This is a genomic window from Pseudemcibacter aquimaris (assembly GCF_028869115.1).
GTDB classification, from domain to species: domain Bacteria; phylum Pseudomonadota; class Alphaproteobacteria; order Sphingomonadales; family Emcibacteraceae; genus Pseudemcibacter; species Pseudemcibacter aquimaris.
This window is the reverse complement of record NZ_CP079800.1, coordinates 3092899-3118013: the sequence shown is the minus strand read 5'-3', so window position 1 is coordinate 3118013 and position 25115 is coordinate 3092899. Positions and strand designations below refer to the sequence as shown.

The 25115-nt window shown below is 43.9% G+C and carries 24 protein-coding genes; 11 read left to right on the top strand and 13 right to left on the bottom strand.

The window, feature by feature from the left end; translation table 11 throughout:
- Positions 1-11 precede the first annotated feature (11 nt).
- The 3 genes from KW060_RS14650 to KW060_RS14640 form a co-directional block, all read right to left on the bottom strand.
- Complete coding sequence (locus KW060_RS14650; protein ID WP_249036176.1) at positions 12-626, bottom strand: SCO family protein; 615 nt, start codon at positions 624-626, stop codon at positions 12-14.
- 1 nt (position 627) lies between these two features.
- Positions 628-1062 carry a copper chaperone PCu(A)C gene (locus tag KW060_RS14645; RefSeq protein WP_249036175.1) on the bottom strand — a complete coding sequence of 145 codons (435 nt, stop codon included), beginning with the start codon at positions 1060-1062 and terminating at the stop codon, positions 628-630.
- 91 nt (positions 1063-1153) lie between these two features.
- Positions 1154-1558: a DUF2946 domain-containing protein gene (locus tag KW060_RS14640; protein ID WP_249036174.1), complete on the bottom strand. Its 405-nt coding sequence runs from the start codon at positions 1556-1558 to the stop codon at positions 1154-1156.
- Positions 1559-1684: 126 nt separating this feature from the next.
- On the opposite strand from KW060_RS14640, the gene KW060_RS14635 reads away from it, so the two are divergent.
- The 5 genes from KW060_RS14635 to KW060_RS14615 are packed head-to-tail and all read left to right on the top strand — an operon-like array spanning position 1685 to position 7287.
- The gene (locus KW060_RS14635; RefSeq protein WP_249036173.1) at positions 1685-2107 is read left to right on the top strand and encodes a GNAT family N-acetyltransferase; all 423 of its coding nucleotides are present in this window, start codon (positions 1685-1687) and stop codon (positions 2105-2107) included.
- Positions 2107-3756, top strand: coding sequence for a tetratricopeptide repeat-containing sulfotransferase family protein (locus tag KW060_RS14630; protein WP_249036172.1), 1650 nt, complete (start codon positions 2107-2109; stop codon positions 3754-3756). Before KW060_RS14635 ends, KW060_RS14630 begins: the two co-directional genes overlap by 1 nt.
- A 24-nt stretch (positions 3757-3780) precedes the next feature.
- Positions 3781-5214, top strand: a complete 1434-nt coding sequence (locus KW060_RS14625) for a lyase family protein (protein WP_249036171.1) — start codon at positions 3781-3783, stop codon at positions 5212-5214.
- On the top strand, positions 5195-6616 hold the full coding sequence (locus tag KW060_RS14620; RefSeq protein ID WP_249036170.1) for a YfcC family protein: 1422 nt from the start codon (positions 5195-5197) through the stop codon (positions 6614-6616). The genes KW060_RS14625 and KW060_RS14620 overlap by 20 nt, the downstream gene beginning before the upstream one ends.
- Positions 6613-7287, top strand: a complete 675-nt coding sequence (locus tag KW060_RS14615) for a phytanoyl-CoA dioxygenase family protein (RefSeq protein ID WP_249036169.1) — start codon at positions 6613-6615, stop codon at positions 7285-7287. Before KW060_RS14620 ends, KW060_RS14615 begins: the two co-directional genes overlap by 4 nt.
- A gap of 1 nt (position 7288) precedes the next feature.
- Here KW060_RS14615 and KW060_RS14610 read toward each other — a convergent pair whose 3' ends face one another.
- From KW060_RS14610 to fsa, 4 genes are all read right to left on the bottom strand, one after another.
- Positions 7289-8704: a PQQ-dependent sugar dehydrogenase gene (locus KW060_RS14610; protein ID WP_249036168.1), complete on the bottom strand. Its 1416-nt coding sequence runs from the start codon at positions 8702-8704 to the stop codon at positions 7289-7291.
- A gap of 462 nt (positions 8705-9166) precedes the next feature.
- Entirely contained in the window at positions 9167-10138 is a 972-nt protein-coding gene (locus KW060_RS14605) for a tyrosine recombinase XerC (protein WP_274757299.1), read from the bottom strand.
- Positions 10105-10803, bottom strand: coding sequence for a DUF484 family protein (locus tag KW060_RS14600; protein WP_249036167.1), 699 nt, complete (start codon positions 10801-10803; stop codon positions 10105-10107). Before KW060_RS14600 ends, KW060_RS14605 begins: the two co-directional genes overlap by 34 nt.
- 20 nt (positions 10804-10823) lie before the next feature.
- Positions 10824-11477 carry a fructose-6-phosphate aldolase gene (gene fsa, locus KW060_RS14595; protein WP_249036166.1) on the bottom strand — a complete coding sequence of 218 codons (654 nt, stop codon included), beginning with the start codon at positions 11475-11477 and terminating at the stop codon, positions 10824-10826.
- Between the two features lie 143 nt (positions 11478-11620).
- On the opposite strand from fsa, the gene KW060_RS14590 reads away from it, so the two are divergent.
- The 6 genes from KW060_RS14590 (at position 11621) to KW060_RS14565 (ending at position 19063) form a co-directional block, all read left to right on the top strand.
- Positions 11621-13807: a primosomal protein N' gene (locus KW060_RS14590; protein WP_249036165.1), complete on the top strand. Its 2187-nt coding sequence runs from the start codon at positions 11621-11623 to the stop codon at positions 13805-13807.
- A gap of 307 nt (positions 13808-14114) precedes the next feature.
- Positions 14115-14723 (top strand): F0F1 ATP synthase subunit delta, encoded by a 609-nt coding sequence (locus tag KW060_RS14585; protein WP_249036164.1) that lies wholly within the window; start codon positions 14115-14117, stop codon positions 14721-14723.
- On the top strand, positions 14723-16252 hold the full coding sequence (gene atpA, locus KW060_RS14580) for a F0F1 ATP synthase subunit alpha (RefSeq protein ID WP_249036163.1): 1530 nt from the start codon (positions 14723-14725) through the stop codon (positions 16250-16252). The genes KW060_RS14585 and atpA overlap by 1 nt, the downstream gene beginning before the upstream one ends.
- Positions 16253-16282: 30 nt before the next feature.
- Complete coding sequence (locus tag KW060_RS14575; protein ID WP_249036162.1) at positions 16283-17161, top strand: F0F1 ATP synthase subunit gamma; 879 nt, start codon at positions 16283-16285, stop codon at positions 17159-17161.
- 45 nt (positions 17162-17206) lie between these two features.
- Positions 17207-18631: a F0F1 ATP synthase subunit beta gene (gene atpD / locus KW060_RS14570; protein WP_249036161.1), complete on the top strand. Its 1425-nt coding sequence runs from the start codon at positions 17207-17209 to the stop codon at positions 18629-18631.
- Between the two features lie 21 nt (positions 18632-18652).
- Entirely contained in the window at positions 18653-19063 is a 411-nt protein-coding gene (locus KW060_RS14565) for a F0F1 ATP synthase subunit epsilon (RefSeq protein WP_249036160.1), read from the top strand.
- Positions 19064-19142: 79 nt separating this feature from the next.
- Here the strand turns inward: KW060_RS14565 and KW060_RS14560 are convergent, their stop codons facing one another.
- The 6 genes from KW060_RS14560 to KW060_RS14535 form a co-directional block, all read right to left on the bottom strand.
- Positions 19143-19922 (bottom strand): hypothetical protein, encoded by a 780-nt coding sequence (locus KW060_RS14560; RefSeq protein WP_249036159.1) that lies wholly within the window; start codon positions 19920-19922, stop codon positions 19143-19145.
- 105 nt (positions 19923-20027) lie between these two features.
- Entirely contained in the window at positions 20028-20828 is an 801-nt protein-coding gene (locus KW060_RS14555; protein WP_249036158.1) for a hypothetical protein, read from the bottom strand.
- Positions 20829-20831: 3 nt separating this feature from the next.
- Complete coding sequence (locus KW060_RS14550; protein ID WP_274757298.1) at positions 20832-21299, bottom strand: RNA pyrophosphohydrolase; 468 nt, start codon at positions 21297-21299, stop codon at positions 20832-20834.
- Between the two features lie 2 nt (positions 21300-21301).
- On the bottom strand, positions 21302-22393 hold the full coding sequence (locus KW060_RS14545) for a divergent polysaccharide deacetylase family protein (RefSeq protein ID WP_249036156.1): 1092 nt from the start codon (positions 22391-22393) through the stop codon (positions 21302-21304).
- Between the two features lie 49 nt (positions 22394-22442).
- Complete coding sequence (locus KW060_RS14540) at positions 22443-23786, bottom strand: S41 family peptidase (RefSeq protein WP_249036155.1); 1344 nt, start codon at positions 23784-23786, stop codon at positions 22443-22445.
- 32 nt (positions 23787-23818) lie between these two features.
- Positions 23819-25102, bottom strand: a complete 1284-nt coding sequence (locus tag KW060_RS14535) for a murein hydrolase activator EnvC family protein (protein WP_249036154.1) — start codon at positions 25100-25102, stop codon at positions 23819-23821.
- Positions 25103-25115 lie beyond the last annotated feature (13 nt).

Below are 25115 nucleotides of genomic sequence, written 5' to 3'. Positions count from 1 at the left end.
TTTATTAATGATTATTCAATTAACGATGTAATTCTCGCCGCCATTTTTTCCGGATCCTCAGCATGGCGGAAATGGGTCACTAGATTGCCATCCTTACCCATCAAATATGTAAAGGATGTATGGTCGACAATGTAATCTTCCGTATCATCGGCTTTTGCCGCATAAACCCGGTACTCGGCCTTAATGGCATCAATCTGTTCCACCGTGCCGGTTAACCCGATTAGATCATCATGAAAATATTTGACATATTCTGCCATGATATCAACCGTATCGCGCTCAGGATCAACACTGACAAAAACGGGGTTAATTTGATTAACAATTTCCGGATCAAGCATTTCAAGCGCGTCTGACATGATCTGTAAATCCATTGGGCAGATATCCGGACAATAGGTATAACCAAAATACACAAGCATATATTTACCAAGGAAATCTTTATCAGTAACGTGCTGATTAAGGTGGTTGGTTAAACTAAATGGCCCGCCGATAAGGGCACGGCTGTTTTCACCTGCCGTTGGGGTGTCATCTTTCAATAGATATATTGACCAAACACCCACAGCAAGTATCAACAGAAATGCGCTTAGAAAAAAACGCATCCTGTTTTTGTTTAAATTGTTCGCGTTACTCATGTTAGCGTTTTTTCATAACATTGAGTGTTTTTGTAATCTCGCCAGCATTTTCAAAATAAAGTGTCAGTTCAACCTTATCGCCTTCTTGATATTTTGTTGCTGTTTCAAAAATCATAATATGATAACCGCCCGGTTTAAGTTCCACTGAACCACCCGCAGGGATTTCAAGGCCGCCCTCAACTTGGGACATTTTCATGACCCCATCTTTCATGGTGTGTTCATGAATTTCCACGCGTGGTGAAATTGTGGATGAAACCTTGATCAGTTTATCTGCGGTGTTTCCTTTATTCTCAACATGGAAATATGCACCGCCTGGTCTGCCGGCGGCAAGGATTGGGCGTGCCCATTCATTGGTGATGATAATGTCTTTTTCTTGTGCCTGCGTACTTAATGGAACGGCGCAAAGCGCAAAAAGGATAAATAGAATTTTTTTCATTTTGTTTTCTCTTAACTTGTAATTTGTATAGGGGTTGATCCGCCGTTTATCGTCAAAAACGGGTAGATACATGTAAAAATTATTTTGAAAGTTAGAGAAAAGCGGGTGGTGCGCGTGGGTTTGCTGCGCCAATAATGGATGCTGACCTATTGATATGATCAGCAGAAAAAACCTGTCCGTTTGATTTTCTATGCTCAATTTCATAAGCATCAGAAAGATTAATAGCGTATAGGACGGATGCTGAAACTTTTATCAAACAGAGTGGACAGTGGGATTGTGATTGGTCCTGATCAGAACTTGTCAGGCCATTAAGTTCATCAATGCTTACATATTTTATGCCGGTCGGTGTACAGATGATAATCTTATCACCGAATAGATCTTCGACCCCGGATAAATCCTTCGCCGCAACAGAAAGTGGTGCAAGGGCATTTATAAGAATGACCAATGCAGCAAACATGTTGATGTTCAATTTGTAATGTCTAATTATTCTAAGCATTATGGTCATCTTATAACGCTTATTTGAGTATGGCTCAAATAAAACAGGTAAAAATGCGATGATTTTCACCGTTGCATTACCATTCCAATTCACGGTAAAAATGTTAAGTGTAAAAAGAGGAACAAAATGTACATCATAGAATGCAAAACCGATCGCGAAATCATGGATACCTACGCCGTGATGAACCAGCTTCGCCCCCATGTTAATGAAGAAGATTATCTTGGCCTTATCCGTGAAATGGAAGGACAGAACGGGTCATTAATTGCCGTTATGGACGATGGAAAATGCGTTGGTTGTTCATTCTTTCGCCGTGAAACGCGTCTATTCACCGGGCCGATGGTTTATGTGGATGATCTGGTTTCTGATGAAAACACCCGTTCAAAGGGTGTCGGCAAGATGATGATTGATTGGCTGACGGCATATTGCCGTGAAAATGGGTTTAAACAATTGGTGCTAGATAGCGGGGTACAGCGCGGAAAGGGCCACAAATTTTATTTCCGCGAAGGATTCACCATCACATCATTTAATTTTAAAAAGCCAATTGAATAATGGATTTAAATCAGGCGATACAAAAGGCGGTGTCGTTCGCCAATCAGGGAAATTTGGCGGCGGCGGAAAAAACATGTCAGGATATTATCCGCGCCAATGATCGTTTCCATCCGGCCTATCATTTGCTTGGTCAAATTGCCCTTGGAACCGGGCGCATTGATATGGCGCTTGCCATGACACAGCGCGCAGGAAGCCTTGACCAACGTAATGTAAATTACGTTCGTGATATGGCAGAAATTCTATTCTTTGCCGGAAAACCGCAAGACGCGGTGAATTTCATAGGACGCGCGATAAGCATAAATCCGAATGATGCCAAATCCCATAATATCGCGGGGTTGTCGTTTAATGTGCTTGGCGATTTGAGTCGCGCGCGGATCGCATTTGAAACTGTATTGAAATTGGACCCGAAAAACAGTAGCGCACATAACAACCTTGGTTCCGTGCTTGAAAAATCCGGTGATGAGGCGGGCGCAAAATCCGCGTATAAAAAGGCTGTTTCATTAGATAAAGGAAACGTGGAAGCGCTGAATAACCTTGCGTCCATGTTGATCGCGGCGGGTGATCTGGATGGGGCCAAGGAAAAATTGAAAGCGGCGATCAAAACACGCCCTGATTATATCGAAGCACATCATAATCTATCGGGGCTAAAAAAATATAAATCCGGTGACAAGGACATCAAAATTCTTGAAGAACTTGATCCATCCAAAATGCCGCCCATTAATCAGGCAAGACGTGAATTTATATTGGGTAAGGTCTACGCGGATTTGGGTGATCATGATGTGGCTTTTGACCATTATATCTTGGGCAATAAAAAAATGCGTGAAATGATCCAATATGATGGTCAGGCCGCGGAAAAATTTCATGATGAATTAAAATCTGTATTTAATGCTGAATTTTGCTCGACCAAAAAGGGCGCGAATGATGACCCGACACCGATTTTTATTGTCGGCATGCCCAGATCCGGTTCAACCCTGACGGAACAAATATTATCAAGCCATTCGGATGTTTTTGCCGCTGGTGAACTCACGACCCTTGGTAATTTGATCAAGGAAAAATGTTCTGATTTTCCAAATGGCATTGGTATCTTGTCGGATGATGAATTAAATTCCATTGGTGAAGCGTATTTGGCCGATATTAAAACCCGTGCACCACATGCAAAACGCATCATTGATAAAATGCCGGGTAATTATCGTTTCTTAGGTGTAATTTCGAAAATATTGCCGAACGCAAAAATCATTCATACAACCCGTAATCCGATGGATTGTTGTGTGTCGATCTATACGCGCCTTTTCCTTGAACCCATTCATTATGCCTATGATCTTAAGGAACTGGGTGATTATTATAAAATGTATCAGGATATGATGGATCATTGGCGTGATGTTTTACCACAGGGCATGATGACCGAAGTGGGTTACGAAGATGTGGTCGATGATCTTGAAAATCAAGCAAAAGAATTGGTTCAGTTCGCCGATCTTGATTGGCAGGATGATGTTCTTGATTTCCATAAACAAAAAGGAAACGTCACCACCGCCAGCGCCGCACAAGTGCGTAAACCGATCTATAAATCTTCCGTTGAACGTTGGCGGGTATATGAAGATAGGTTGGGTGATTTAATGAATATCTTAAATGGGGATAAGGAAACGATATAATTGGGATAATTAAGGACACTACACATGCGAATAGATTCAGATTTACTTGGTGAGATGGAAATCCCTGATGATGTATATTATGGGGCGCAGACATTAAGAACGATTGAACTTTTTGAACCGTCAAAAGAGCTAATCAATCAATTCCCTGAATTTATCAACGCAGTGGCAGCGATAAAAAAAAGCTGTGCCCTTGTTCATGGTGATTTAAAATTAATTGATCCCGAAATCGTTGATGCCATTGCCGCCGCCTGTGATGAGGTTAGAGACGGAATTTTTAATAATGATTTGATACTGGATATGCTATCCGGCAATGATTTTTCACCCATCAATATGAATTTCAATGAGGTCATCGCATGCCGGGCAAATGAAATTATCACGGGTGAAAAGGGGTATACGGCTGTTCAACCAAACACCCATGTGAACATGGGTCAATCAACATGTGATTCTGCCTATTCTGCGGCACGGTTTGGATTATATAGCGAAATTGAAAAAGTCAAAAAGTCAGTTCAAAAGTTATCGGATGCTTATCATTCCCAAGCCGAAAAATATAAAGACAGCGTCAAAGTATCCCATACCTGTTTTCAGGATGCTGCCCCCATTACAATGGGCCAATTTTTTGGTGCAGCCGTTAGTTTCTTAAACAGGCAACTTAATCATCTTGATGGCATTCAATCTGAATTAAAAACACATGCAATCGGCTATACGGTTATTGGAACCGGGTTAGGGTCCTTTAGTGGATTTCATGAACGAATTAATGATGTTCTATCCCGTGAGCTGGGGTATGAGGTTACATTCGGGGATGATCCAGTTGATCAATTGCAATATGCGGATGTTTTTTTACGGGCGCAAAATGCATTAAAAAGCGTCATCACCGGCGTTTCAAAAATGGCGCGGGATATCCGAATTATGTCAAGCGGCCCTGACGCCGGTTTTTCAGAAATCCAAATCGAAGCCGTACAAAACGGAAGCTCGTTTTTCCCGGGCAAAATAAATCCAAGTCTGGCCGAGCTGGTCAATATCGCCTGTTATCAGGTTTGTGGATATTCAACCAGCATCACCATGGCGGTGGAGGCAGGTGAGCTTGATGTAACACCATGGTATCCTGTTTTTACCGTTAATACGCTTAATTCAGCGAAAATTATTTATAAAGCGATTAACGCATTTTCGGATAAATGTATTTCTACATTAACGGTAAATGTAGAAAGCAATTACAAGAAAGCGGTACAATCAATGGGGATGGCAGTCGCAGTGTCCGCGGTTCTCGGGTATAAGACGGCAACGAAAGTGGCGCTTTATGCAGGTGAAAATAATCTGACGATTAAAGAAGCCGTGATAAAGATGGGGTTAATGTCTGAAGAACAGGCAAACCTTGTCATTGATCCACTTTTATTAACAAATGTGGACGAAAGCAGTCAGTTATTATTAGACGGAGCCCTTAATGCTAAGAAGCGATACTAAATATAATCCCATGAATTTCATCATTGGTAGCGGTGATAAAAGTTCCCATCCGGCATTGGCATTGCTTCTTATATTAGTGGTGGCGTCGATCCTTGCCAATTTTATTCCAAGCGGTGAATATCAACGAATGGTCATTGATGGAAAAACCATGGTTGACCCGGACTCGTTTCAATATATTGAAAAGCAATATGTGGGCGTTGGCATATTCTTTCAAAGCTTTTACCACGGCTTTGTCGAAGGAAGTGGTCTTTTGGCGCTTGTGCTGTTTGTTGGGGCCGCTTTTTTCGGTGTCGCGAAAGATATTGGCATATTGGAACAAACCTTAAAAGCGATATACCACAAAATTAAACACATCAATTTCACGATGTTTGTTTATTTATTCATGCTTTCTTACGGCCTTTTAATATCATTCACGGGTATGTTTGATTTGGGGTCAGTGTTTATTCCATTAATTATCCCCCTTTGTATTGCCATGGGATATGACGCCATGACGGGTGCGGCCATTATATTGGTTTCCGCTTGTGTTGGGTATGGGGCTGCGATGGCGAACCCGTTTTTTACCGCCAATGCCCATTTAATTGCTGAACTTCCGATTTATTCTGCGGCGTGGTTTCGTGGCATTTGTTTTGTATTAATGTTAATTCCCGGCGCATGGTTCATTAACCGTTATGCACAAAAGGTAAAAAAGGACCCATCCCATTCGTTAACGGCCGATCTTGATTTACCCTATCAGGCAATTTCCGATGAAGAGGAAATCACATTCACATCCGCACAAAAAAGAGCGGGCGTCGTCTTTTTCGCATGTTTTGCCTATCTGATTTATGGGTCGATCAATCTTGGGTTTGGCTTTGCAGAGATTACCGGAACATTTGCCGCTATGGCGATACTGACGGGAATTGCTTATGGCATGAGCTTAAATGATATCTGCAAATCAATGACCAAGGGCATGTCGAGCATTTTTATTGTTGTTGTGGTCATGTTGCTTGCGAGGGCCGTTTTATATGTTCTGGAACAAAGCAGAACAATCGACACAATAATTCATTTCTTATCGCAGTTCATCGAAGGAACACCGTATTTTTCCGCAAGCGTTCTATTTTTTGTTCAAAGCATTATCAATTTCATCATCCCGTCGGGATCGGGACAGGCACTGATTACCATGCCGATGGTAACACCGCTTGCGGATATAGCCGGCCTTTCCAGACAAGTGGCGGTGCTTGCATCACAATATGGTGACGGCTTTGCCAATCTGATTTTCCCGACCAATGGGTCGTTGCTCGCAATCCTCGCTATTTCTGGCATCCCTTATGCACGCTGGTTTAAGTTTTTCTGGAAATTATACCTGCTGTTTGTGTTTCTATGTTTAATATCCATATGGATTGCGATAGCGATAAATTTACAATGATGAATACACATATTGAAACTGATGGTTATGAAATTATTGAGGATTTTTTATCCAAAAATAATATCAATAAATTAATAACTGAAATCGAAGAAAAAAATCTGGCACCAATAAAGGGTGGGTTTAGAAATGCTGAGAAAGTTTTTCCTTTAATTAAAGGTATTGCAAGTTCAAGAAATGTAATTGAGGCTGCAAGAAATTATCTTTCTGGTGAACCAAAATTTGTACGTGCGATTCTATTTAATAAAACGTCTGACAATAATTGGTTGGTTGCATGGCATCAGGATAAGGCCGTTACGCTGTCGGAAAAATGTGAAATGGATGGTTGGGGTCCATGGTCAATCAAATCGGGCGTTCATCATGTCCAACCACCACGAGCGGTATTGGATAATATGATTACTTTCCGTATTCATTTGGATGATACGCCAAAAGAAAATGGTTGTCTTAAAGTAATTAAGGGAAGCCATAACCAAGGTATATTGGCGACGGCAGAAGTGGTCGAGATCGCCAAAACATCTGAACAATCATACTGCGAGGTAAGTGCAGGTGATTGCATAGCGATGCGCCCATTAATTATCCATGCCTCCAGTAAATCATTGAAACCGAAAAATAGACGCGTCATTCATCTGGAATACACAGGATATGATTTACCAGAAGGCGTTAATTGGGTTTAGCCTACTCCGTCACCAGCCGGATAACGCCGTCCCGCTTATTCAGCAGGAATAGCTTACCATCGGTGGTGTGCGCCAGGCGGATGTCGGCGCGCATGGCTTCGTCCCTGCCTTGGGCTTCGTTTTTCGCTTGTATGACCTCAAGGAATGTTTTGTTGCCACCATCTGTTTTTAACAGGATGCGGCGGATGGCGTCTTGTCCGCCGTTGGGTTGATCATCGGCGGATACATAGAATATTTCACCGCTTGCCAGTTCCGCGAAAATAATCAGGTCATTTAATTGTGTCACATCGCCGTCACGGTAAACGGCAATGCCGCTTGATGCCACGGAACGTTGGAACAGCGGGTCTTTTTGATCATATTCCGCGACCGGGAAAATCATGTCGGGTGCTGTGCTTGTATCGGCGGCTTCAACCCCGTCGCGGCTGACGTAACGGAAACTGCCTTCCCATGGTTTCCAGCCCAGATTGGCGCCGCTGTTTATTTTGCTGATTTCCTCAACCGTGTTTTGGCCGATATCGGCCACATACATTTGACCGTCTTTTTTATCCCATGCGATACGGTTTGGTGATCTGGTGCCAGTTGCATATATTTCTTTTAAGACATCATCGCCTTCGTTCACGAACGGGTTGTCGGCGGGAATGCCGTACTGGCCGTTTTTGCTGTTTGTACCAAGCGGGTCAATGCGCAGCATTTTACCGAAAATGGATGACATATTTTGTGACATATCCATCGGGTCACCGCCACTGCCGCCGTCACCATTACTGATGTATAATGTGCCATATTCTGCTGTCCCCGCAGTCGCGAGCGGGTTAAAGGCGATCTGACCACCGTTATGATTGCCAAAGGGTTGTTCCATACGCATCAATTCACGCGGTGCTTCACCGTCATACATAGGCGCACTTGCATCCTTGGCGGTCCATTCCAATAGTAATGTATCATGGGCGTCATTGCCCCCTTCCGGGGTAAAATCGGGTGTGGGGCGTTTATTGGAACTATCCAAAAGCATATAAATTTTGCCATACCCCGGTGCGCCGGATTTATTAAAATCCGGATGTAATGCCAGACCGGTAAACCCACGTTCAAGCACAGTCCATCTTAAATCCACGGCCCATTTTTCTTCATTTAAATCAATATATTTGGTGACGTCGCCACTCTGGGATACGGTATAAAGCAAGCCGTGCAGATCATTAACGAAATATCGGTCGCCACCGGGTTCCAGTTCCATATCCATGGCAAGGGCTGCTTCTTCCTCAAAATCAGGTAATGTAGCAAATTCTTTAAATCCAATGGTGATGATGTCCTTTTCAGCCTCAATCGGGGTTTTGAAAGGATCATTGGTCACCTGCGCCATCCCGGCCCCGGTCATAAGCCCGAATATTAAGGATGCTTTTAATAGGATTTGGAATGTACTAGTCATGATCAAGGCCCCTTTGATTTGATTTTTCAGAAGTTTACATGAAATGAATGGATGGGTCAAAAAGCAGTTTGTAAGATTAAATTGAAAGGATATAGTCGATAGGTATTTTAAAATGGGGAAAAGCTGAATGGCATATTTCATTCAAATAATCATCTTAATTTTTGTAACAATGGTTACATTTGAGTCTGGGAGGCGGAATTGTATTCCTATATTTAGCTTTCCAGCAGCTTTGACTTTTTTATTAATATTGATTGATAGTTTAAACAAGGGTTATGTTGACAGTTGGTGGATTGTAGCCGTTTTTCCTTTGTATGGAATTAGTTTTCTTATTGTAAACGGTATTCAACTTATTAGATGGATTATAAGTAATAAAAAATAAGTGATTAGAATTTTTTGTGTGAAACATGATGCAGAACGGAAATACATCTGCGGACATGGGCGGGATAATCTAGGTTACACAACTCACTTCTTCGCGCTTGGATGCGCATTGTTATAAACATCCATCAAATATGCGGTATCGACATCGGTGTAATGCTGTGTGGTGGAAAGGTCGGCGTGACCGAGTAGTTCTTGGATTGTACGCAGGTCACCGCCCGCGGTCAGCAGATGAGTTGCGAAGCTGTGGCGTAATGCGTGGGGCGTGGCCGAGCTGGGCAGACCGAGAGCCGTACGAACCTTTTGCATGGCAAGTTGGACATTACGGGCATTAAGCCGCTTGCCGCGCACGCCGATGAAAAGTGGATCGCCGCGGTTTAATTTTTTCGGACATGTATTTAAATATTGATCAACGGCCTGGATTACCACTGGAATGATGGGGACGAGGCGTTCTTTACCGCCTTTACCACGGATGGTCATGATATCTTTTTTATCCAGATCACCGACGTTTAAGCTTAAGGCTTCTGAAATCCGAAGGCCGCATCCATATAATAATGTCAGTACGGCGATGTCACGATCTGCCACCCAATCAGCGTTGTTATCGGGCGTTGCAAAATCGCCAACATCCTTGATTGTGCGTTTGGCGGCGTCTTGACTTAACGGGCGGGGTAATCGTTTTTTTAATTTCGGACTACTGACTGCATCAATGGCATCATTGGATATGATGTTATTGCGGCGCATATATTTGTAAAATGATCTGACCGCGCTGAAATTCCGCGCCATGCTGGCCGGGGTCAGGCCGTCCCGTCTGCGTGCGGCAAGGTAACTTCTGAAATCGGCTGGTTTTAGTCCCTCTAACGTTTTTTTATCGGGTGATTTTCCGGCGTGTTCCGTTAGAAACGTCAGAAATGCCAATATGTCGCGTAAATATGCGTCATGGGTGTGGCGGGAAACGCGTTTTTCCGAGATCAGGTAATCCTGCCACTTTTTAATCAGTGGGGTTATTTGGGGGAATATGTTTTTCTCTAAGCGCTCGTTTTCAGCCATTGGATCAAACATTTATGAAATGATGCCCCAAGGAACCGTAAAAGTTCCGTGCCTTGCCCGGGATAAAACATATCTGCATCGCGACTGCCGAAGGCAAGAATACCGGGTGGGTTATGGTCCGTTTCCGGTAATTTAATTAACGCTTCCGCCTTTACTAGTGATTTGGCAGGGCCAAAGATTTCTTCGGATACATCCACATCACCACGCAGTTGAATGATATCATCATTACCAAGGCTTTCTTCCACCGTGCCTTTTGGTAGTGGGGATATTTCCTTGATATTCGGGATGGCTTTATCATGATCTTTTTCAAAACAAATGCGGATCACATCCATATGCAACATGTCTGGCCAATCTTGTGTGACCACATGACCATAATGTTCCAGTGTTTCCGTATCCATTAATGCAAGGATTGCTTCATGGACCTGTACTTGTGTGGTCAGGTTATTACGTGATGTGTCAATCAATAACCCTTGATTGCTTTTAAGTTCATCCAGTGATAATTTTAATTTTTCAATCATCAGATTTTGAAAATCAACAACCCCGTCTTCGGAAAGGTCGGGCGTTGTTAAAATGCCAAAAAGTTCTGGATTATGATTTAAAAAATCAGGATTATGACGCAGAAAATTAATTACATCTTCTGCGTCTAACTTGTCACTTATTTGCTTTTTTTTAGCCATAATTATTTAAGTGCCAAACTCTATGCGATTGTTTGGCCTGTTTTTTCCCAATCTTTTACAAATGCAGCAAGGCCGCTATCTGTTAGTGGGTGTTTAAACAATTGATGTACCACTTTTGGCGGAATGGTTGCAACGTCCGCGCCGATCAGTGCACTATCAAGAATGTGCATGTTATGACGTGTGCTTGCCACCAGAATTTCCGTCTTGAAATCATAATTATCATAAATGGTGCGAATATCCGCAATCAGTGCCATGCCGTCGTGGCCGATGTCATCATGACGACCAACAAACGGGGAAATAAACGCGGCGCCCGCTTTTGCAGCGAGTAACGCTTGTGATGCTGAAAAACAAAGTGTCACATTAACCATTTTGCCCTGATCGGCGAAATGTTTACATGTGCGCAGCCCGTCTGGTGTCAGCGGAACTTTAAGACATACGTTATCGGCAATATCATAAAGAACGGCCGCTTCGCGTACCATTGTTTCATAATCTGTTGCGGCAACCTCGGCACTGACCGGGCCATCAACAAGATCACAGATTTCTTTGGTTACTTCAATAATGTCACGACCGGATTTTAAAATCAGTGACGGGTTGGTGGTTACACCATCCACAAGGCCCAGTTCAACAAGGGGTCTGATTTCATCGATTTCGGCTGTATCAATAAAAAATTTCATATTTTGAAAATCCTTTTGGTCAAAATTTTTGTACCGCTCCCTGCGGCGAAACTGATTTCACCTTTGTGCCTTTATTTTAGCTTTTGTGCAAGGAGATATTACGATAATGTAGCCGCAAAAGAATAAATATAAGGTCATCTTACGTGTCAGATTTTTTCTCACATTGCCGTATTCAGGTGTTATTGCCGCTGCCGCTTGGCGGGGTGCTTGATTATCTGTTGCCGGATGGCATGGATGTGGGGCCGGGCGATTTTGTAACCGTGCCGTTATCGGGCCGTGAAATGCAGGGCGTGGTCTGGAATACCCAACCGGAAGACAGCGATGTACCACTTGAAAAATTAAAACATATCATTCGCACTTCTGAATTGCCGGCGTTGCCGGAAAGTTTGATTAAATTTGTCGATTGGGTTGCGCATTATACGCTTTCGCCGCCGGGTGCCGTTTTAAAAATGGCATTAAGCGTGCCAAGAAAATCAGAAAATCCAAAGAAAAAAACGCTATATAAATTATCGCCTGATCTGCCGGATAAATTGACACCCGCACGTCAAAAAATCGTGGGTGCCGCGATCGACGATATGCCAATGGCAGTAAAAACATGGACAGAGATCGCCGCGGTCGGCGAAGGGGTCGTGCGCGGTATGATCAAGACGGGAATGTTAATCCCGGTTGAGGTCAGCGGCGAAGAAACATTCGCAGTCCCAGATATTGAAATCGAACGCGCAACGCTTTCGGGTGAACAGCAAGAAGCCGCCAAGCACATTATTACACAACAACGCAGTGAAACATTCCGCGCTATTTTGTTAGAGGGCGTAACAGGCAGCGGTAAAACGGAAGTATATTTTGAGGCAATCGCGGAAAGCTTAAAAGAAAAGACGGCGCAAGTGTTGGTTTTGGTGCCGGAAATATCGCTGACGACACAGTGGCTAGAACGATTTAAGGAACGGTTTGGCACCGAACCCGTTATTTGGCATTCGGAAATGACACCGGCACAAAGACGGCGCGCATGGTGGGCGACAATCCGTGGTGAAGCGCGGGTTATCGTTGGTGCGCGGTCGGCGTTATTCCTGCCCCTTCAGAATTTGAAACTCGTGATCGTTGATGAGGAACATTCCCAGACATTCAAGCAAGACGAGGGCGTCATGTATCATGGCCGTGATATGGCGGTGGTACGGGCGATGCAATCGCACTGCCCCGTGGTGCTTGCGTCGGCGACACCGTCGCTTGAAACCATGATTAATGCGGAAAATGCCAAATATGATTGGCTTTATCTTGGCGAACGACACGGTCCCGCGACGCTTCCAAGTATGTCGACGGTGGACCTTCGTGTTCATAAATTAAAAACCGGCAGCTGGATCAGCGCACCCCTTTATCAGGCCCTAAAAGAAAATCTGGAAAATGGTGAACAGTCGCTTTTATATCTAAACCGCCGTGGATATGCGCCACTCACATTATGTAGGAAATGCGGGCATAGATTTGAATGCCCCCATTGTTCAGCGTGGCTTGTGGAACATCATAAATGGCAGCGTCTTGAATGCCATCATTGTGGCTTTAATCGCCGTGTGCCGGACCAATGCCCGAATTGTGAGGCAGAAGACAGTCTTGTGCCATGCGGTCCCGGTGTTGAACGTGTCGCGGAGGAAGTCGCCGACCTGTTCCCTGAAGCGAGGCTCGCGATCCTTTCTAGTGATGAAATTTCATCACCCAGTGCATTAAAACGGATGATTGAAAGCATCGAACGACATGAGGTCGATTTTATCATCGGCACACAGATCGTGACCAAAGGATATCATTTTCCTATGTTGACGCTCGTTGGTGTTATTGATGCTGATCTTGGCATGTCGGGCGCAGACCCACGCGCGGCGGAACGTACATGGCAACAATTAGAACAAGTGGCGGGACGCGCGGGAAGGGCCGAACATCCGGGCCGTGTGATTTTTCAAACCTATGAACCCGGCCATCCGGTCTTATCGGCACTGGTGAGTGGCGATAAGGATCTGTTTCTTGAACGAGAGGCAGAATCACGTGAAGCACAGAACTTGCCGCCTTACGGGAAATTAGCATCACTGATATTATCCGGCCCAGATAAGGGTAAAGTGATGGATACCGCCAAACGGTTATCAAAAATTGCCCCGCATTATGATAATGTTACCGTACTTGGCCCTGTGCCAGCACCACTGGCGTACTTGCGTGGTAATCACCGTTATAGATTTCTTATGAAAGCGGAAGGTCGGGTCAATATTCAAAAAGTGATCCACGACTGGCTAGCGGGACTTCCAAAACATGGTGGTGTTCGGGTTCAGGTGGACATCGATCCATACAGTTTTTATTAGAATCAATCGGTCATAATTTTCTTGGATTTCCTGATTGTCACTGCAATGTCCAGAGTACAGTGGTTTTTTACCGAGAATATAGGCAAAAAAGGCCGATTTTTTTGACATTTTCATAAAAAAGTGAGTTAGGGTAAATTGTGACCTTGCAGTATGTGAAACTGTATGCTAGGTATCGCGCGACTATTGGTAATTTATAACAAATTTTTGCCCTTAGAAATTCCATGAAAATGGGGCTAAATAAGGGAAAAAGCGTTAGAAATTATTTGTTTTTTATCTGATGAATGATTCCCTTGGGTGAGAGTTGTTCATGAACAAAAAGGAAGACATAGACGTGTCATCTGAAAAAGCAGAAAATATTGCTTCTGAAAATATTTCGCTAACGGGCCTTGCCGGTCGTTATGCGGTTGCGTTATTTGAAATCGCGGAAGAAGCAAAATCACTTGATAGTGTAGCAGAAGAAATTAATGCTCTTGGCGCTCTTATTAAAGAAAGCGACGAGCTTTATATGCTAACGACAAGTCCGGTAATTTCCCGTGCCAATCAATCAGCTGCAATGGCTGAGCTTGTGAAAGCGGCGGGTCTATCAAAAACAGTTGAAAATTTCCTTGGTGTTGTGACGCACAATCGCCGTCTGGATCAACTGTCAAATATTATTAGAGAATTTAACAGAAAGCTTGAGCATCACCGTGGTGAGGTTAATGCTTCTGTGGTTACAGCTTGTAAGCTTGACAAAAAACAGCTTGATGCAATCAGCAAAAAGCTAAAATCAATGGTTGGACGTGATGTAAACGTGGAAACTGAAGTGGACGAAGAACTGCTTGGCGGTATGGTCGTTCGTGTTGGTTCCCGCATGATTGATTCATCATTAAAAACAAAACTTGCTAATCTTGAAGCAACAATGAAAGAGGTTGGATAATGGACATCCGTGCAGCGGAAATTTCCAAAATTTTGAAAGAACAGATCGCTAATTTCGGTGACGAAGCTGAAGTATCTGAAGTTGGTAAAGTTCTATCAGTTGGTGACGGTATTGCCCGTGTATATGGTCTGGACAATGTGCAGGCTGGTGAAATGGTTGAATTCCCGGGCGGTATTCGTGGAATGGCTTTGAACCTTGAAGCTGACAACGTTGGTGTTGTTATTTTCGGTTCTGACCGTGATATTAAAGAAGGCGACACTGTTAAGCGTCTTGGTTCGATTGTGGACGTACCGGTTGGTCGTGGTCTACTGGGTCGTGTTGTAGATGGCCTTGGTAACCCAATTGACGGTAAAGGCCCGCTCGAAGACGTAACACGCGGTCGTGTGGAAGTAAAAGCCCCTGGTATTATCCCTCGTAAATCTGTGCATGAGCCAGTACAAACTGGTCTTAAAGCGATTGACGCTCTTGTGCCGGTTGGTCGTGGTCAACGTGAACTTATCATTGGTGACCGTCAAACAGGTAAAACAGCCGTAGCGATTGACGCTTTCCTTAACCAGAAAGAAGTAAACGCCGGTGATGACGAGAGCAAGAAACTTTACTGTATCTATGTTGCGGTTGGTCAAAAACGTTCAACTGTTGCTCAAATCGTTAAGACACTAGAAGACAACGGCGCGATGGAATACTCAATCGTTGTTGCAGCGACAGCGTCTGAGCCTGCACCGATGCAGTTCCTTGCACCATATACAGGTACAGCGATGGGCGAATATTTCCGTGATAACGGAATGCACGCGGTTATCGTACATGACGACCTTACAAAACAGGCGGTTGCTTATCGTCAGATGTCACTTCTTCTTCGTCGTCCTCCTGGACGTGAAGCGTATCCTGGTGACGTTTTCTATCTTCATTCACGTCTTCTTGAGCGTGCAGCGAAGATGGGTGATGATGCAGGTAACGGTTCACTAACAGCGCTTCCTGTGATTGAAACACAGGCGGGTGACGTGTCAGCCTATATTCCAACAAACGTTATTTCGATTACAGACGGTCAGATCTTCCTTGAAACAGAACTATTCTACCAAGGTATCCGTCCCGCGATTAACGTTGGTCTATCAGTATCTCGTGTGGGTTCATCAGCCCAGGTTAAAGCGATGAAACAGGTTTCCGGTACAATTAAACTTGAGCTTGCTCAATACCGTGAGATGGCAGCGTTCGCGCAGTTCGGTTCTGACCTTGATGCAGCGACACAGCAGCTTCTTAACCGTGGTGCGCGCCTAACAGAGCTACTGAAACAAGCACAATATTCACCAATGTCTGTTGCTGAACAGGTTGTTTCCATCTTCTCAGGTGTGAATGGCTTCCTAGACAACATTGAAGTTGGTGATGTTAACCGTTTCGAAGAAGCGCTTATTTCTGAAATGCATGCAAATCATAGTGACGTACTTGATACAATCACAAATGAAGGTGCAGTTTCACCGGAAACAAGTGACAAGCTGAAGGACGTTATTGGTAAATTTGCTGGTAACTTCGTTTAAGAAACAAGGATTAAGTTAGGATAAGTCAATATGGCTAACCTTAAAGACCTCAGAAACCGAATTGCAAGTGTGGAATCTACGCAAAAGATTACCAAAGCGATGCAAATGGTTTCTGCTTCAAAGCTTAGAAAAGCGCAGGACGCGGCGGAAGCGGCGCGTCCTTACGCAGAGCGTATGGAAAAGGTCCTATCCTCACTTGCATCAAGCATGAAGGGCCAAACTGGTGGTCCTCGACTTCTTGCAGGTACAGGTAGCGATCAAAAGCAACTTGTTGTGGTTGCGACTTCCGAACGTGGTCTGTGTGGCGGCTTTAATACAAACATCGTGAAAGCAGCGAAAGCAAAGATCGATGCACTTGTTGCCGAAGGTAAAGATGTCAGCATCATTACAATCGGTAAAAAAGGTGCAGCGGTACTTAAGCGTGAATATTCCGATAAAATCATTCAGCATTTCGACATGAGTCATGTTAGAAATTATGCATTTTCCGATGCAGCGCCAATTGCAGAGCGCTTCATTGAAATGTATGACGCAGGTGATTTCGACGTATGTACGCTTTTCTTCGCTAAATTCATTAACGTTCTAACTCAGGAAGTAACACCACTTCAGCTTATTCCAGCTTCTGTTCCAGAAGATGGCGCAACTGACCTTGGTGGCGCTTGTTACGAGTATGAACCAGATGAAAATGAAATTTTGGAAGATCTGCTACCACGTAACGTTGGTGTTCAGCTTTTCCGTGCGTTGCTTGAAAACGCAGCCAGTGAGCAGGGTTCACGTATGACAGCGATGGATAACGCGACCCGTAATGCTGGTGAAATGATCGATAGTCTGCGTACGACTTATAACCGTACACGTCAGGCTGTTATTACAAACGAATTGATTGAAATTATTTCGGGCGCGGAAGCGCTTTAATAAAACATTGAAGCGGGCAAAAGTGCCCCGGGAGTTTTAAATAAAATGACTAAAGAAAATAAAGGTCAAGTAGCACAGGTAATTGGTGCCGTTGTCGACGTTAAGTTTGACGGCGATCTACCAGCTATTCTATCTGCTCTTGAAGTTGACAACAACGGTAACCGCCTGGTTCTTGAGGTAGCTCAGCATCTAGGTGAAAATACTGTACGTACAATTGCGATGGACAGCACAGACGGTCTTGTTCGCGGTATGGAAGTTTCTGACACTGGCGCACAAATTTCTGTACCTGTTGGTGCAAAAACACTAGGCCGCATCATGAACGTTGTGGGTGAGCCAATTGACGAGCGTGGTCCGATCGGTAACACAGAAGTTGCTCCAATTCACGCGGACGCACCAGAATTTGCTGACCAGTCAACAGAAGCTGAAATCCTTGTAACAGGTATTAAAGTTGTTGACCTTCTCGCACCATATGCGAAGGGTGGTAAAATTGGTCTATTCGGTGGTGCCGGTGTTGGTAAAACCGTTTTGATCATGGAACTGATTAACAACATTGCTAAAGGTCACGGTGGTTACTCTGTATTCGCTGGTGTGGGTGAGCGTACTCGTGAGGGTAATGATCTTTACCACGAAATGATCGAAAGTAACGTTATCGACCTTGAAGGCGAAGAATCAAAAGTGGCACTTGTATACGGTCAGATGAATGAGCCTCCTGGTGCGCGTGCTCGTGTGGCTCTTACTGGTCTTACTGTTGCGGAATATTTCCGTGACGTTGAAAACCAGGACGTGCTGTTCTTCGTGGACAACATCTTCCGCTTTACACAGGCTGGTGCTGAGGTGTCCGCGCTTCTTGGACGTATTCCTTCTGCGGTGGGTTACCAACCTACTCTTGCGACAGACATGGGTACTCTTCAGGAACGTATTACATCAACAAACAAAGGTTCGATTACATCTGTGCAAGCCATTTACGTGCCTGCTGACGACCTTACCGACCCTGCGCCTGCTACATCGTTTGCTCACTTGGACGCGACAACCGTTCTTAACCGTGCAATCTCTGAAAAAGGTATTTACCCTGCGGTGGATCCACTTGATTCAACATCACGTATTCTTACAGCCGACGTTGTTGGTGAAGAGCACTACAATGTTGCTCGTGAAGTACAGGAAATTCTACAGAAGTATAAATCACTTCAGGACATCATTGCTATTCTTGGTATGGACGAACTTTCTGAAGAAGATAAGCTTGTTGTATCACGTGCTCGTAAAGTTGAGCGCTTTATGTCACAGCCATTCCATGTTGCGGAAGTATTCACCAACATGCCTGGTAAATTCGTTGAGCTAGAAGACACAATTCGTTCTTTCCGTGAAATCATTAACGGTGATTACGACGATCTTCCAGAAGCAGCCTTCCTAATGGTTGGTGGCATTGACGAAGTTGTGGAAAAAGCGAAGAAAATGGCTGCTGAAGCTGCCTAATAAAATAAGGAATTTACGGTTATGGCCGATAAACTTCATTTTGAACTAGTATCACCGGAAAAACTTCTTAAATCCGCAGATGTGGATATGGTTGTTGTTCCAGGTACGGAAGGGGACTTCGGTGTCCTTCCTGCGCATGCGCCAGTTGTTTCAACACTCCGTACTGGTGTGATTGAAGTACACGACGGTGGTGCCGCTGAAAAACTTCTTGTTGCGGGTGGCTTCGCCGAAGTTAACGCAGAAGGTCTTACAATTCTTGCCGAGCTTGCAAAGCCATTAGGCGATGTTGATAAAGCAGCCTATGAAGCAGAGCTTAAAGACCTAAACGAAGATGTTCAGGATGCAAAAGATGATGAGACCCGTGCTCGTGCTGAAAAAGCTCGCGATCAGGTTCAGTCAATCTTAGAAGTTCTGGAGCGTGAAGCCGCGTAGTTCTTTAAATAGAATTTTGAATTTAAAACCCCGTCAGGATATTCCGGCGGGGTTTTTTATTGTGGAGTGTTTAATTCTGTTAAAGACCTTGTGGGCAATCTTCACCGCCACAATGACGATAGAATGATGCGCACTGCGAGCAGAGTGCAGAAAGCGGTAACGTTATGACAGGAGCTAACACAAAGATATGGATATAGGAAAATGTGCTTAACATTTCGCCGGAATAAAATAAATTTAATCCAAACAGTCCTTGATAGATTAACAAAAACGCCAACGTGAATAGTATGATCGGCAGAATGATGCTTAAAAAACTGATGAACATGCGTGTGGTGTTCTTTTGCGTAAGACGCCATGACGTCAGCAGTCCGATGCGTTTTCCGATGGTTCTCGCACACATAGCAAGACTAAATCTTAGAAACACAAGATAGGTGACAAAACCGGTTATCACAGCAATCACCAGATAACGGAAAATTTCATTCTCGCTTAAGATAAAAAAGTCAGAAAGCGATTCACCAAGACCTGAGGAATTAATAACGTATAATAGTGCGGTGATCAGGCCAATGGTTACCATTGACGCAAGACCGATTAGAAACAGTACTTTGGTAATAAGCACAAAACTGCGTGTTAAAATCGGCCATATTTTCTTTCTTATAAGCCCGCTAGGCCCAATTAAATATAAACGTTGCCATAATATCATACAGGGGATCGCCCAAAGATAAGTCGTCAGGATATATAGAATGAATGAAAGATTATATCCGTCTGGCACCATTTCTGTTGATGGCCTTGGTAAAAAGAAAGGATCAAAAAGTCCGGCAAGGCCGATGATAGTGAACGGTAAAAATGCAAGGTAAGAAATCATGATGTGATTCCACTTGTAATGCCAAAGACACTTATAGGCGTCCTTTAAACTGGTATTGATACAAAGTGGGTTACAATCAAATTTCATATTCTATTGGCAATCCGTTTAACTTTTATACTCATCCGGGACTAGTTCAGCAAATAAAACCGATCCTGCTGATACCTGTAGGGCAAATGGTGCAAGGCTAATTGGCATCAAGATATACGAAATAACCATTGTGCTAACATCCGATTCAAGTCCCAATGAATAGATTATATAAAACAACAATGCCGAAATCATGGCCATAGGTGCATAACAGCCAATGGCTATTAAAATCAGATTTTTGTTGTTTTGCCGCGTATAATAATAAGAGCTTTTCATCGGAAGAAGCGTATTACTTACAGCGAGGTTCGCAAACGTCGGTATCGTTCTGAATATAACAAGCGCCATGAACAATGACATCAGCATCCATATGACGGTTGATATGACGATGTTATCGGTTGCGTTTTCACCCGCTGCCGCGTTGACAATAACCAGTATAAGCCCAAATAACAGCCCGACACTTAATAGCGCAAGAATTAATACGAGCGACAATGCGATGGTATAAGCAAATGATTTTATGAACTTTTCGGCAAATGAAGCAAAGGGTAATTTAAAAACACTATCCTTACCCATTAGGAATTGCCGATATAATAAAATGCTGAAAATCACTAGAAACGCCAATGTGAGCAGTAATGGTAATAAAACCTCTGTGAAAGAAGTGGTCTCAGGATTAATTCTTAATGGTGCAATGAATTGCAATAGGGATAGCGGCAACATAACAACATAAGAAAGTATGCAATATGACTTAAGATTATCTTTTAAATTGCTATAGGCTTTTATAAGAACGTCTTTGGGCGACAATATTTTGTTATCTTCATCAAGCATAATTTACCCCGCCAAATGTGCAAATTTATCAGCTAGTTTTTGATATATATCGCGCTTAAAAGGAACAATCATATCCGGAAGATCTCTCATATCAGACCATTTCCATTCTGCAAATTCGGGATGGGCAGTTTCAATATTAATATCACTATCCTGACCGTTAAAGCGCATCACATACCATTTCATGGATTGGCCGCCGTACCTACCTTTCCAAACTTTGCCATAAAGTTCATCCGGAAGGTCATAGGTAAGCCAGCCATCATATTCATCAATGATGGTGACGTTGTTGATGCCTGTTTCTTCTTCAAGTTCACGAAGGGCGGCTTCACGCGTATCTTCCCCTTCATCGATTCCGCCTTGCGGCATTTGCCAGGCTTCGACTTTGGTGTCGATGCGCTTTGCAACAAAAACTTTATTATCTGCATTCAGTAACATTATGCCCGCGCAAGGGCGGTAAGGTAGGTTCTTTTCCATATTTACTTTATCGGTTGTCTGTTGGCGATGGCCGTTACCGGAACAAGGTCGATGCCTTTTTGTTCCAAAGTTTTTGACCATTCGGCAATTTCATTAATTGTAATTGGTAATGCGCGTGCCATGCCAAGTGCGGCACCAAACGTGTTGGCTGTTTTTTCAAGTTCAGCGAGTTCGTTTTGAATGTTTGATGGGGTAAGATTGTTATCAATATACCGATCATTCATGGCGCGCGGCATGCCGGTACGTCTCGCAAGACGAGCTGCCATGCTAAATCTGGTGGATCTGGCATCAACAAGCATTAAACCTCTTGATGCAAGGTCTGTGATAACCGGCGTCATGTCTTCTTCTGATGCGGTGAATTTTGACCCCATATGATTAACGACACCCACGTAACCAGTGACTTGTGACAATATCCAGTCAAGGCGCGACATATTTTCACGTTCGCTCATATCCGCAACAAGTGTATGGGGACCAGGATCGCTATCCGGGTAATTTAGTGGCTCGGTAGGGATCATTAAAAATCCTTCATGACCGCGGTTTCTTGATTTATCCATCCAGTCTTGAAGGTTTCTGCCGTACGGGGAAAAGGCAAGATCTACTTGACCCGGTAAATTATCAATGGCGGCTTGGCTGCTTTTGCTGTTTAAACCCACATCCGTCACAAGGATTGCAATGCGCGGACGTTCTTCTGCCCCTTCAAATGGTCTTGCATATTCTTTCCATACCACAAGACCATCCGGTCCAAGGGCCGGCTTTAAACCATTATCACCTGCAACCAATAAATTTTGATTTGGCACGGGCGGTAATGGGGATTGTGTGGCAAGCATTGGATTATTTGCGGGCGTTTCTGTAACTGGCGTTGATGCAGGCTCGCTCATAGCTGGTGGTTCATCGGTAATCGCCGGATCGGATGAAGGTTCATCCGTAGCCACGCTTGAAGTAGTAGGAGTATCAGAAACAGTTTCCGGCGGTTCAGATAATATCACCCAGCCAACTGCTAGGCCAAGTGATATCAAAACAATGCCCCAAGCCACCATTAGAGGGCTTAGAGCTCTACGTTTTGTTGAACTCTTTAGTTCCGGTTCATTTGCCATATATTACACTTCCCCGTGCTGGCGATGCTTTTTCATTGCTTCTTTATTGTTAATTACTTCTGGCGATAGACATACCACGAATAAGATTCAGCGCAAAATTAAGCTGATAGTCATCCTGTGCTGTGGTTAAGCGTTGCTCTTCTTCCTCTTCACTTTCTTCTTCGGAATCTGCCTCTTCACCTTCTTCGGAACCAAGGTTTAGATCAATTTCTTCCTCATCGCCTTCTTCTTCATCATCTGCATTTGGGTTGGCAAGGCTTCCGCGTAGGCTTGCTTCACTGCGTCTTGTTCTAACTTCTTCCGTGTCATCAAGACGAAGCTGTTCCACAACAACATCTGGTGTGATTCCTTCGTTTTGAATGGAATTACCAGATGGCGTAAAGTAATAAGCGGTCGTCAGGCTCATGGCGCCATTGGTTGAAAGCGGCATTACTGTTTGAACGGAACCTTTACCGAATGACTGTGTTCCAACAACCACGGCACGTTCATGGTCTTGAAGTGCGCCTGCAACAATTTCAGATGCGGATGCAGAACCACCATTAATCAATACAACAAGTGATTTACCATCAATGCTGTCACCGCGCTGTGAATTATAACGTTGAATATTGCGGTCATTTCTTGTGCGTGTTGATACGATCTCGCCGCGGTCAAGAAATGCGCTTGAAACTGCAACCGCCTGATCAAGAAGACCACCCGGATTATTACGAAGATCAAGAACAATACCCTGCATATTGTCGCCTAGTTCTTCTTTAATTTCTGTAATCGCTTCACGAAGGCCGGGTCCTGTTTTTTCTGTGAATGATGATACGCGGATGTAACCAACTTCGTCTTCAATGCGGTGACGAACGGATTGTACCTCGATAATTGCGCGGGTTAGGGTAATTTCAATGACGTCGCTTTCGCCCTTACGGACAATTGTCACATCAATGTCTGTACCAACCTTACCACGCATTTTTTCAACGGCTTCGTTAAGCGTCAGACCATTGATTTGTTCACCGTCAATGCGGGTAATGTAATCGCCTGCTTTGATGCCAGCACGGAACGCGGGGGTATCATCCATTGGTGAAACCACAAGGATTACACCACGGTCCATTGTTACCTCGATACCAAGGCCGCCAAATTCACCGCTGGTTTGAACGCGCATGCCTTCGTATCTTTTCGGATTTAGGTATGTGGAATGTGGGTCAAGTGATGTCAGCATGCCGTTAATGGCGGCTTCGATTAATTCTTCATCATCAACATCTTTCACATAATTGGCGCGGATACGTTCAAACACATCAGCAAATAAATTTAGCTGATTATATGTTTCCGTTTTCGCTGCGAATGATGGTGCCGACATATAAATGCTGAAAATACCAATCGCACAAATAGTCGTTTTGAAAAATTGTTTCATAAAATTACCTTTCTATCACATACCCTAATTTATCACTTACCTTGTCGGTCCATGGCTATAATCCATGGTAGTGGGTTTACGGGTTTTCCCTGCTGTCTTAATTCTACATATAATTTTTGCCTAGAATTAGACGGTCCTGCCTCCCTAGACATTTGACCTACAGGTTCTCCTTTTAATACCCATTGTCCCACATTACTATTAATATTTTCCAAACCCGCAAGAAGAGTATGATACCCGTCCCCGTGGGATATAATCAAGAGCTGACCGTATGTTCTGAATTTACCGGCATAAACTATTCTGCCTTCGTGCGGGGCGATTACAGTTGCACCGACGCGTGTATCGATTGTTATGCCCTTTGCGCGTTGCCCGGAAGGCAACAATTGATTAAAAGATTGACCGATTGATCCACTTGCCGGAAGGGGTAAATTTCCCTTTGATCCAGCGAAATTGGAACTGGGGTCAGGTGTTGATAACCTAGCCACAGATGTTGTGCTTCCTGCGGGTGCCGGTCTGTCTCTGCTTATTTTGGCGGCGCGGCGCGCGGCTTCTTCGCGAAGAGCGATTTCTGTTTCAATTTGATCGATAAGTTCTTGTAAATCCTTGGCATTTTCTGCAAATTGTTTCAGTTTCTCTTGCTCTTCACGGGTTGTTTTTTCAAGGACAGATTGCCTTACTTGTCTTTGTTTTAACAGTTCGTCAATTTCACCATTGGAAATAACGAGTGCAGCGAGTTGCTGTTTTAACAGTTCATTCTGTCTGCTGATATCATGACGCACCACGTTTAATTCCGACAGGTCATTTTCAAGTACATCGGCCCTCGATTTCAAATCGGGCAGCACGACCTTAAGCAGTGATGTGGTGCGTAAGGTATTGATGGCTTCATCGGGCTTAAAGGCGACCACATTGGTCGACTGCATGGAAAGCCGTTGCATAGCACCAAGGGTTGATGCCATTTCAAAATTTCGGTCGCTTAGTTTTTCTTCAAGCTCTTTTTCGCGAATCAGTAATTCAGCAAGATTTTGTTCACCGCGGGTAATATTGCTCTCGGTTTTTTGGATATCGGCCGCGGAATTAATTAATTGCTGCTGGATATCCGCAATTTCTTCACGGACTTGTGCAGCTTCCTGTTCTAATGATTTTGTACGTTCCGTACTGATTTCAATTTGTTTTTTTAATTCATCCAGTTTTTCAGATGTGGCGCGTTCATCCTCACGGATTTGCGCCATTGATACATTGGAAAAAATCAAACCAATTGTGACCACTGTGATCGACAGCAGCCCCTTATGTATTGGTTTTTCAATTTTCCTATGTGTCATTTATCCTCTTTTA

Coding starts and splice junctions, on each gene's coding strand:
- KW060_RS14650 (WP_249036176.1), bottom strand. CDS start 626: ATGAGTAACGCGAACAATTTAAACAAAAACAGGATGCGTTTTTTTCTA.
- KW060_RS14645 (WP_249036175.1), bottom strand. CDS start 1,062: ATGAAAAAAATTCTATTTATCCTTTTTGCGCTTTGCGCCGTTCCATTA.
- KW060_RS14640 (WP_249036174.1), bottom strand. CDS start 1,558: ATGCTTAGAATAATTAGACATTACAAATTGAACATCAACATGTTTGCT.
- KW060_RS14635 (WP_249036173.1), top strand. CDS start 1,685: ATGTACATCATAGAATGCAAAACCGATCGCGAAATCATGGATACCTAC.
- KW060_RS14630 (WP_249036172.1), top strand. CDS start 2,107: ATGGATTTAAATCAGGCGATACAAAAGGCGGTGTCGTTCGCCAATCAG.
- KW060_RS14625 (WP_249036171.1), top strand. CDS start 3,781: ATGCGAATAGATTCAGATTTACTTGGTGAGATGGAAATCCCTGATGAT.
- KW060_RS14620 (WP_249036170.1), top strand. CDS start 5,195: ATGCTAAGAAGCGATACTAAATATAATCCCATGAATTTCATCATTGGT.
- KW060_RS14615 (WP_249036169.1), top strand. CDS start 6,613: ATGATGAATACACATATTGAAACTGATGGTTATGAAATTATTGAGGAT.
- KW060_RS14610 (WP_249036168.1), bottom strand. CDS start 8,704: ATGACTAGTACATTCCAAATCCTATTAAAAGCATCCTTAATATTCGGG.
- KW060_RS14605 (WP_274757299.1), bottom strand. CDS start 10,138: ATGTTTGATCCAATGGCTGAAAACGAGCGCTTAGAGAAAAACATATTC.
- KW060_RS14600 (WP_249036167.1), bottom strand. CDS start 10,803: ATGGCTAAAAAAAAGCAAATAAGTGACAAGTTAGACGCAGAAGATGTA.
- fsa (WP_249036166.1), bottom strand. CDS start 11,477: ATGAAATTTTTTATTGATACAGCCGAAATCGATGAAATCAGACCCCTT.
- KW060_RS14585 (WP_249036164.1), top strand. CDS start 14,115: ATGAACAAAAAGGAAGACATAGACGTGTCATCTGAAAAAGCAGAAAAT.
- atpA (WP_249036163.1), top strand. CDS start 14,723: ATGGACATCCGTGCAGCGGAAATTTCCAAAATTTTGAAAGAACAGATC.
- KW060_RS14575 (WP_249036162.1), top strand. CDS start 16,283: ATGGCTAACCTTAAAGACCTCAGAAACCGAATTGCAAGTGTGGAATCT.
- atpD (WP_249036161.1), top strand. CDS start 17,207: ATGACTAAAGAAAATAAAGGTCAAGTAGCACAGGTAATTGGTGCCGTT.
- KW060_RS14565 (WP_249036160.1), top strand. CDS start 18,653: ATGGCCGATAAACTTCATTTTGAACTAGTATCACCGGAAAAACTTCTT.
- KW060_RS14560 (WP_249036159.1), bottom strand. CDS start 19,922: ATGATTTCTTACCTTGCATTTTTACCGTTCACTATCATCGGCCTTGCC.
- KW060_RS14555 (WP_249036158.1), bottom strand. CDS start 20,828: ATGCTTGATGAAGATAACAAAATATTGTCGCCCAAAGACGTTCTTATA.
- KW060_RS14550 (WP_274757298.1), bottom strand. CDS start 21,299: ATGGAAAAGAACCTACCTTACCGCCCTTGCGCGGGCATAATGTTACTG.
- KW060_RS14545 (WP_249036156.1), bottom strand. CDS start 22,393: ATGGCAAATGAACCGGAACTAAAGAGTTCAACAAAACGTAGAGCTCTA.
- KW060_RS14540 (WP_249036155.1), bottom strand. CDS start 23,786: ATGAAACAATTTTTCAAAACGACTATTTGTGCGATTGGTATTTTCAGC.
- KW060_RS14535 (WP_249036154.1), bottom strand. CDS start 25,102: ATGACACATAGGAAAATTGAAAAACCAATACATAAGGGGCTGCTGTCG.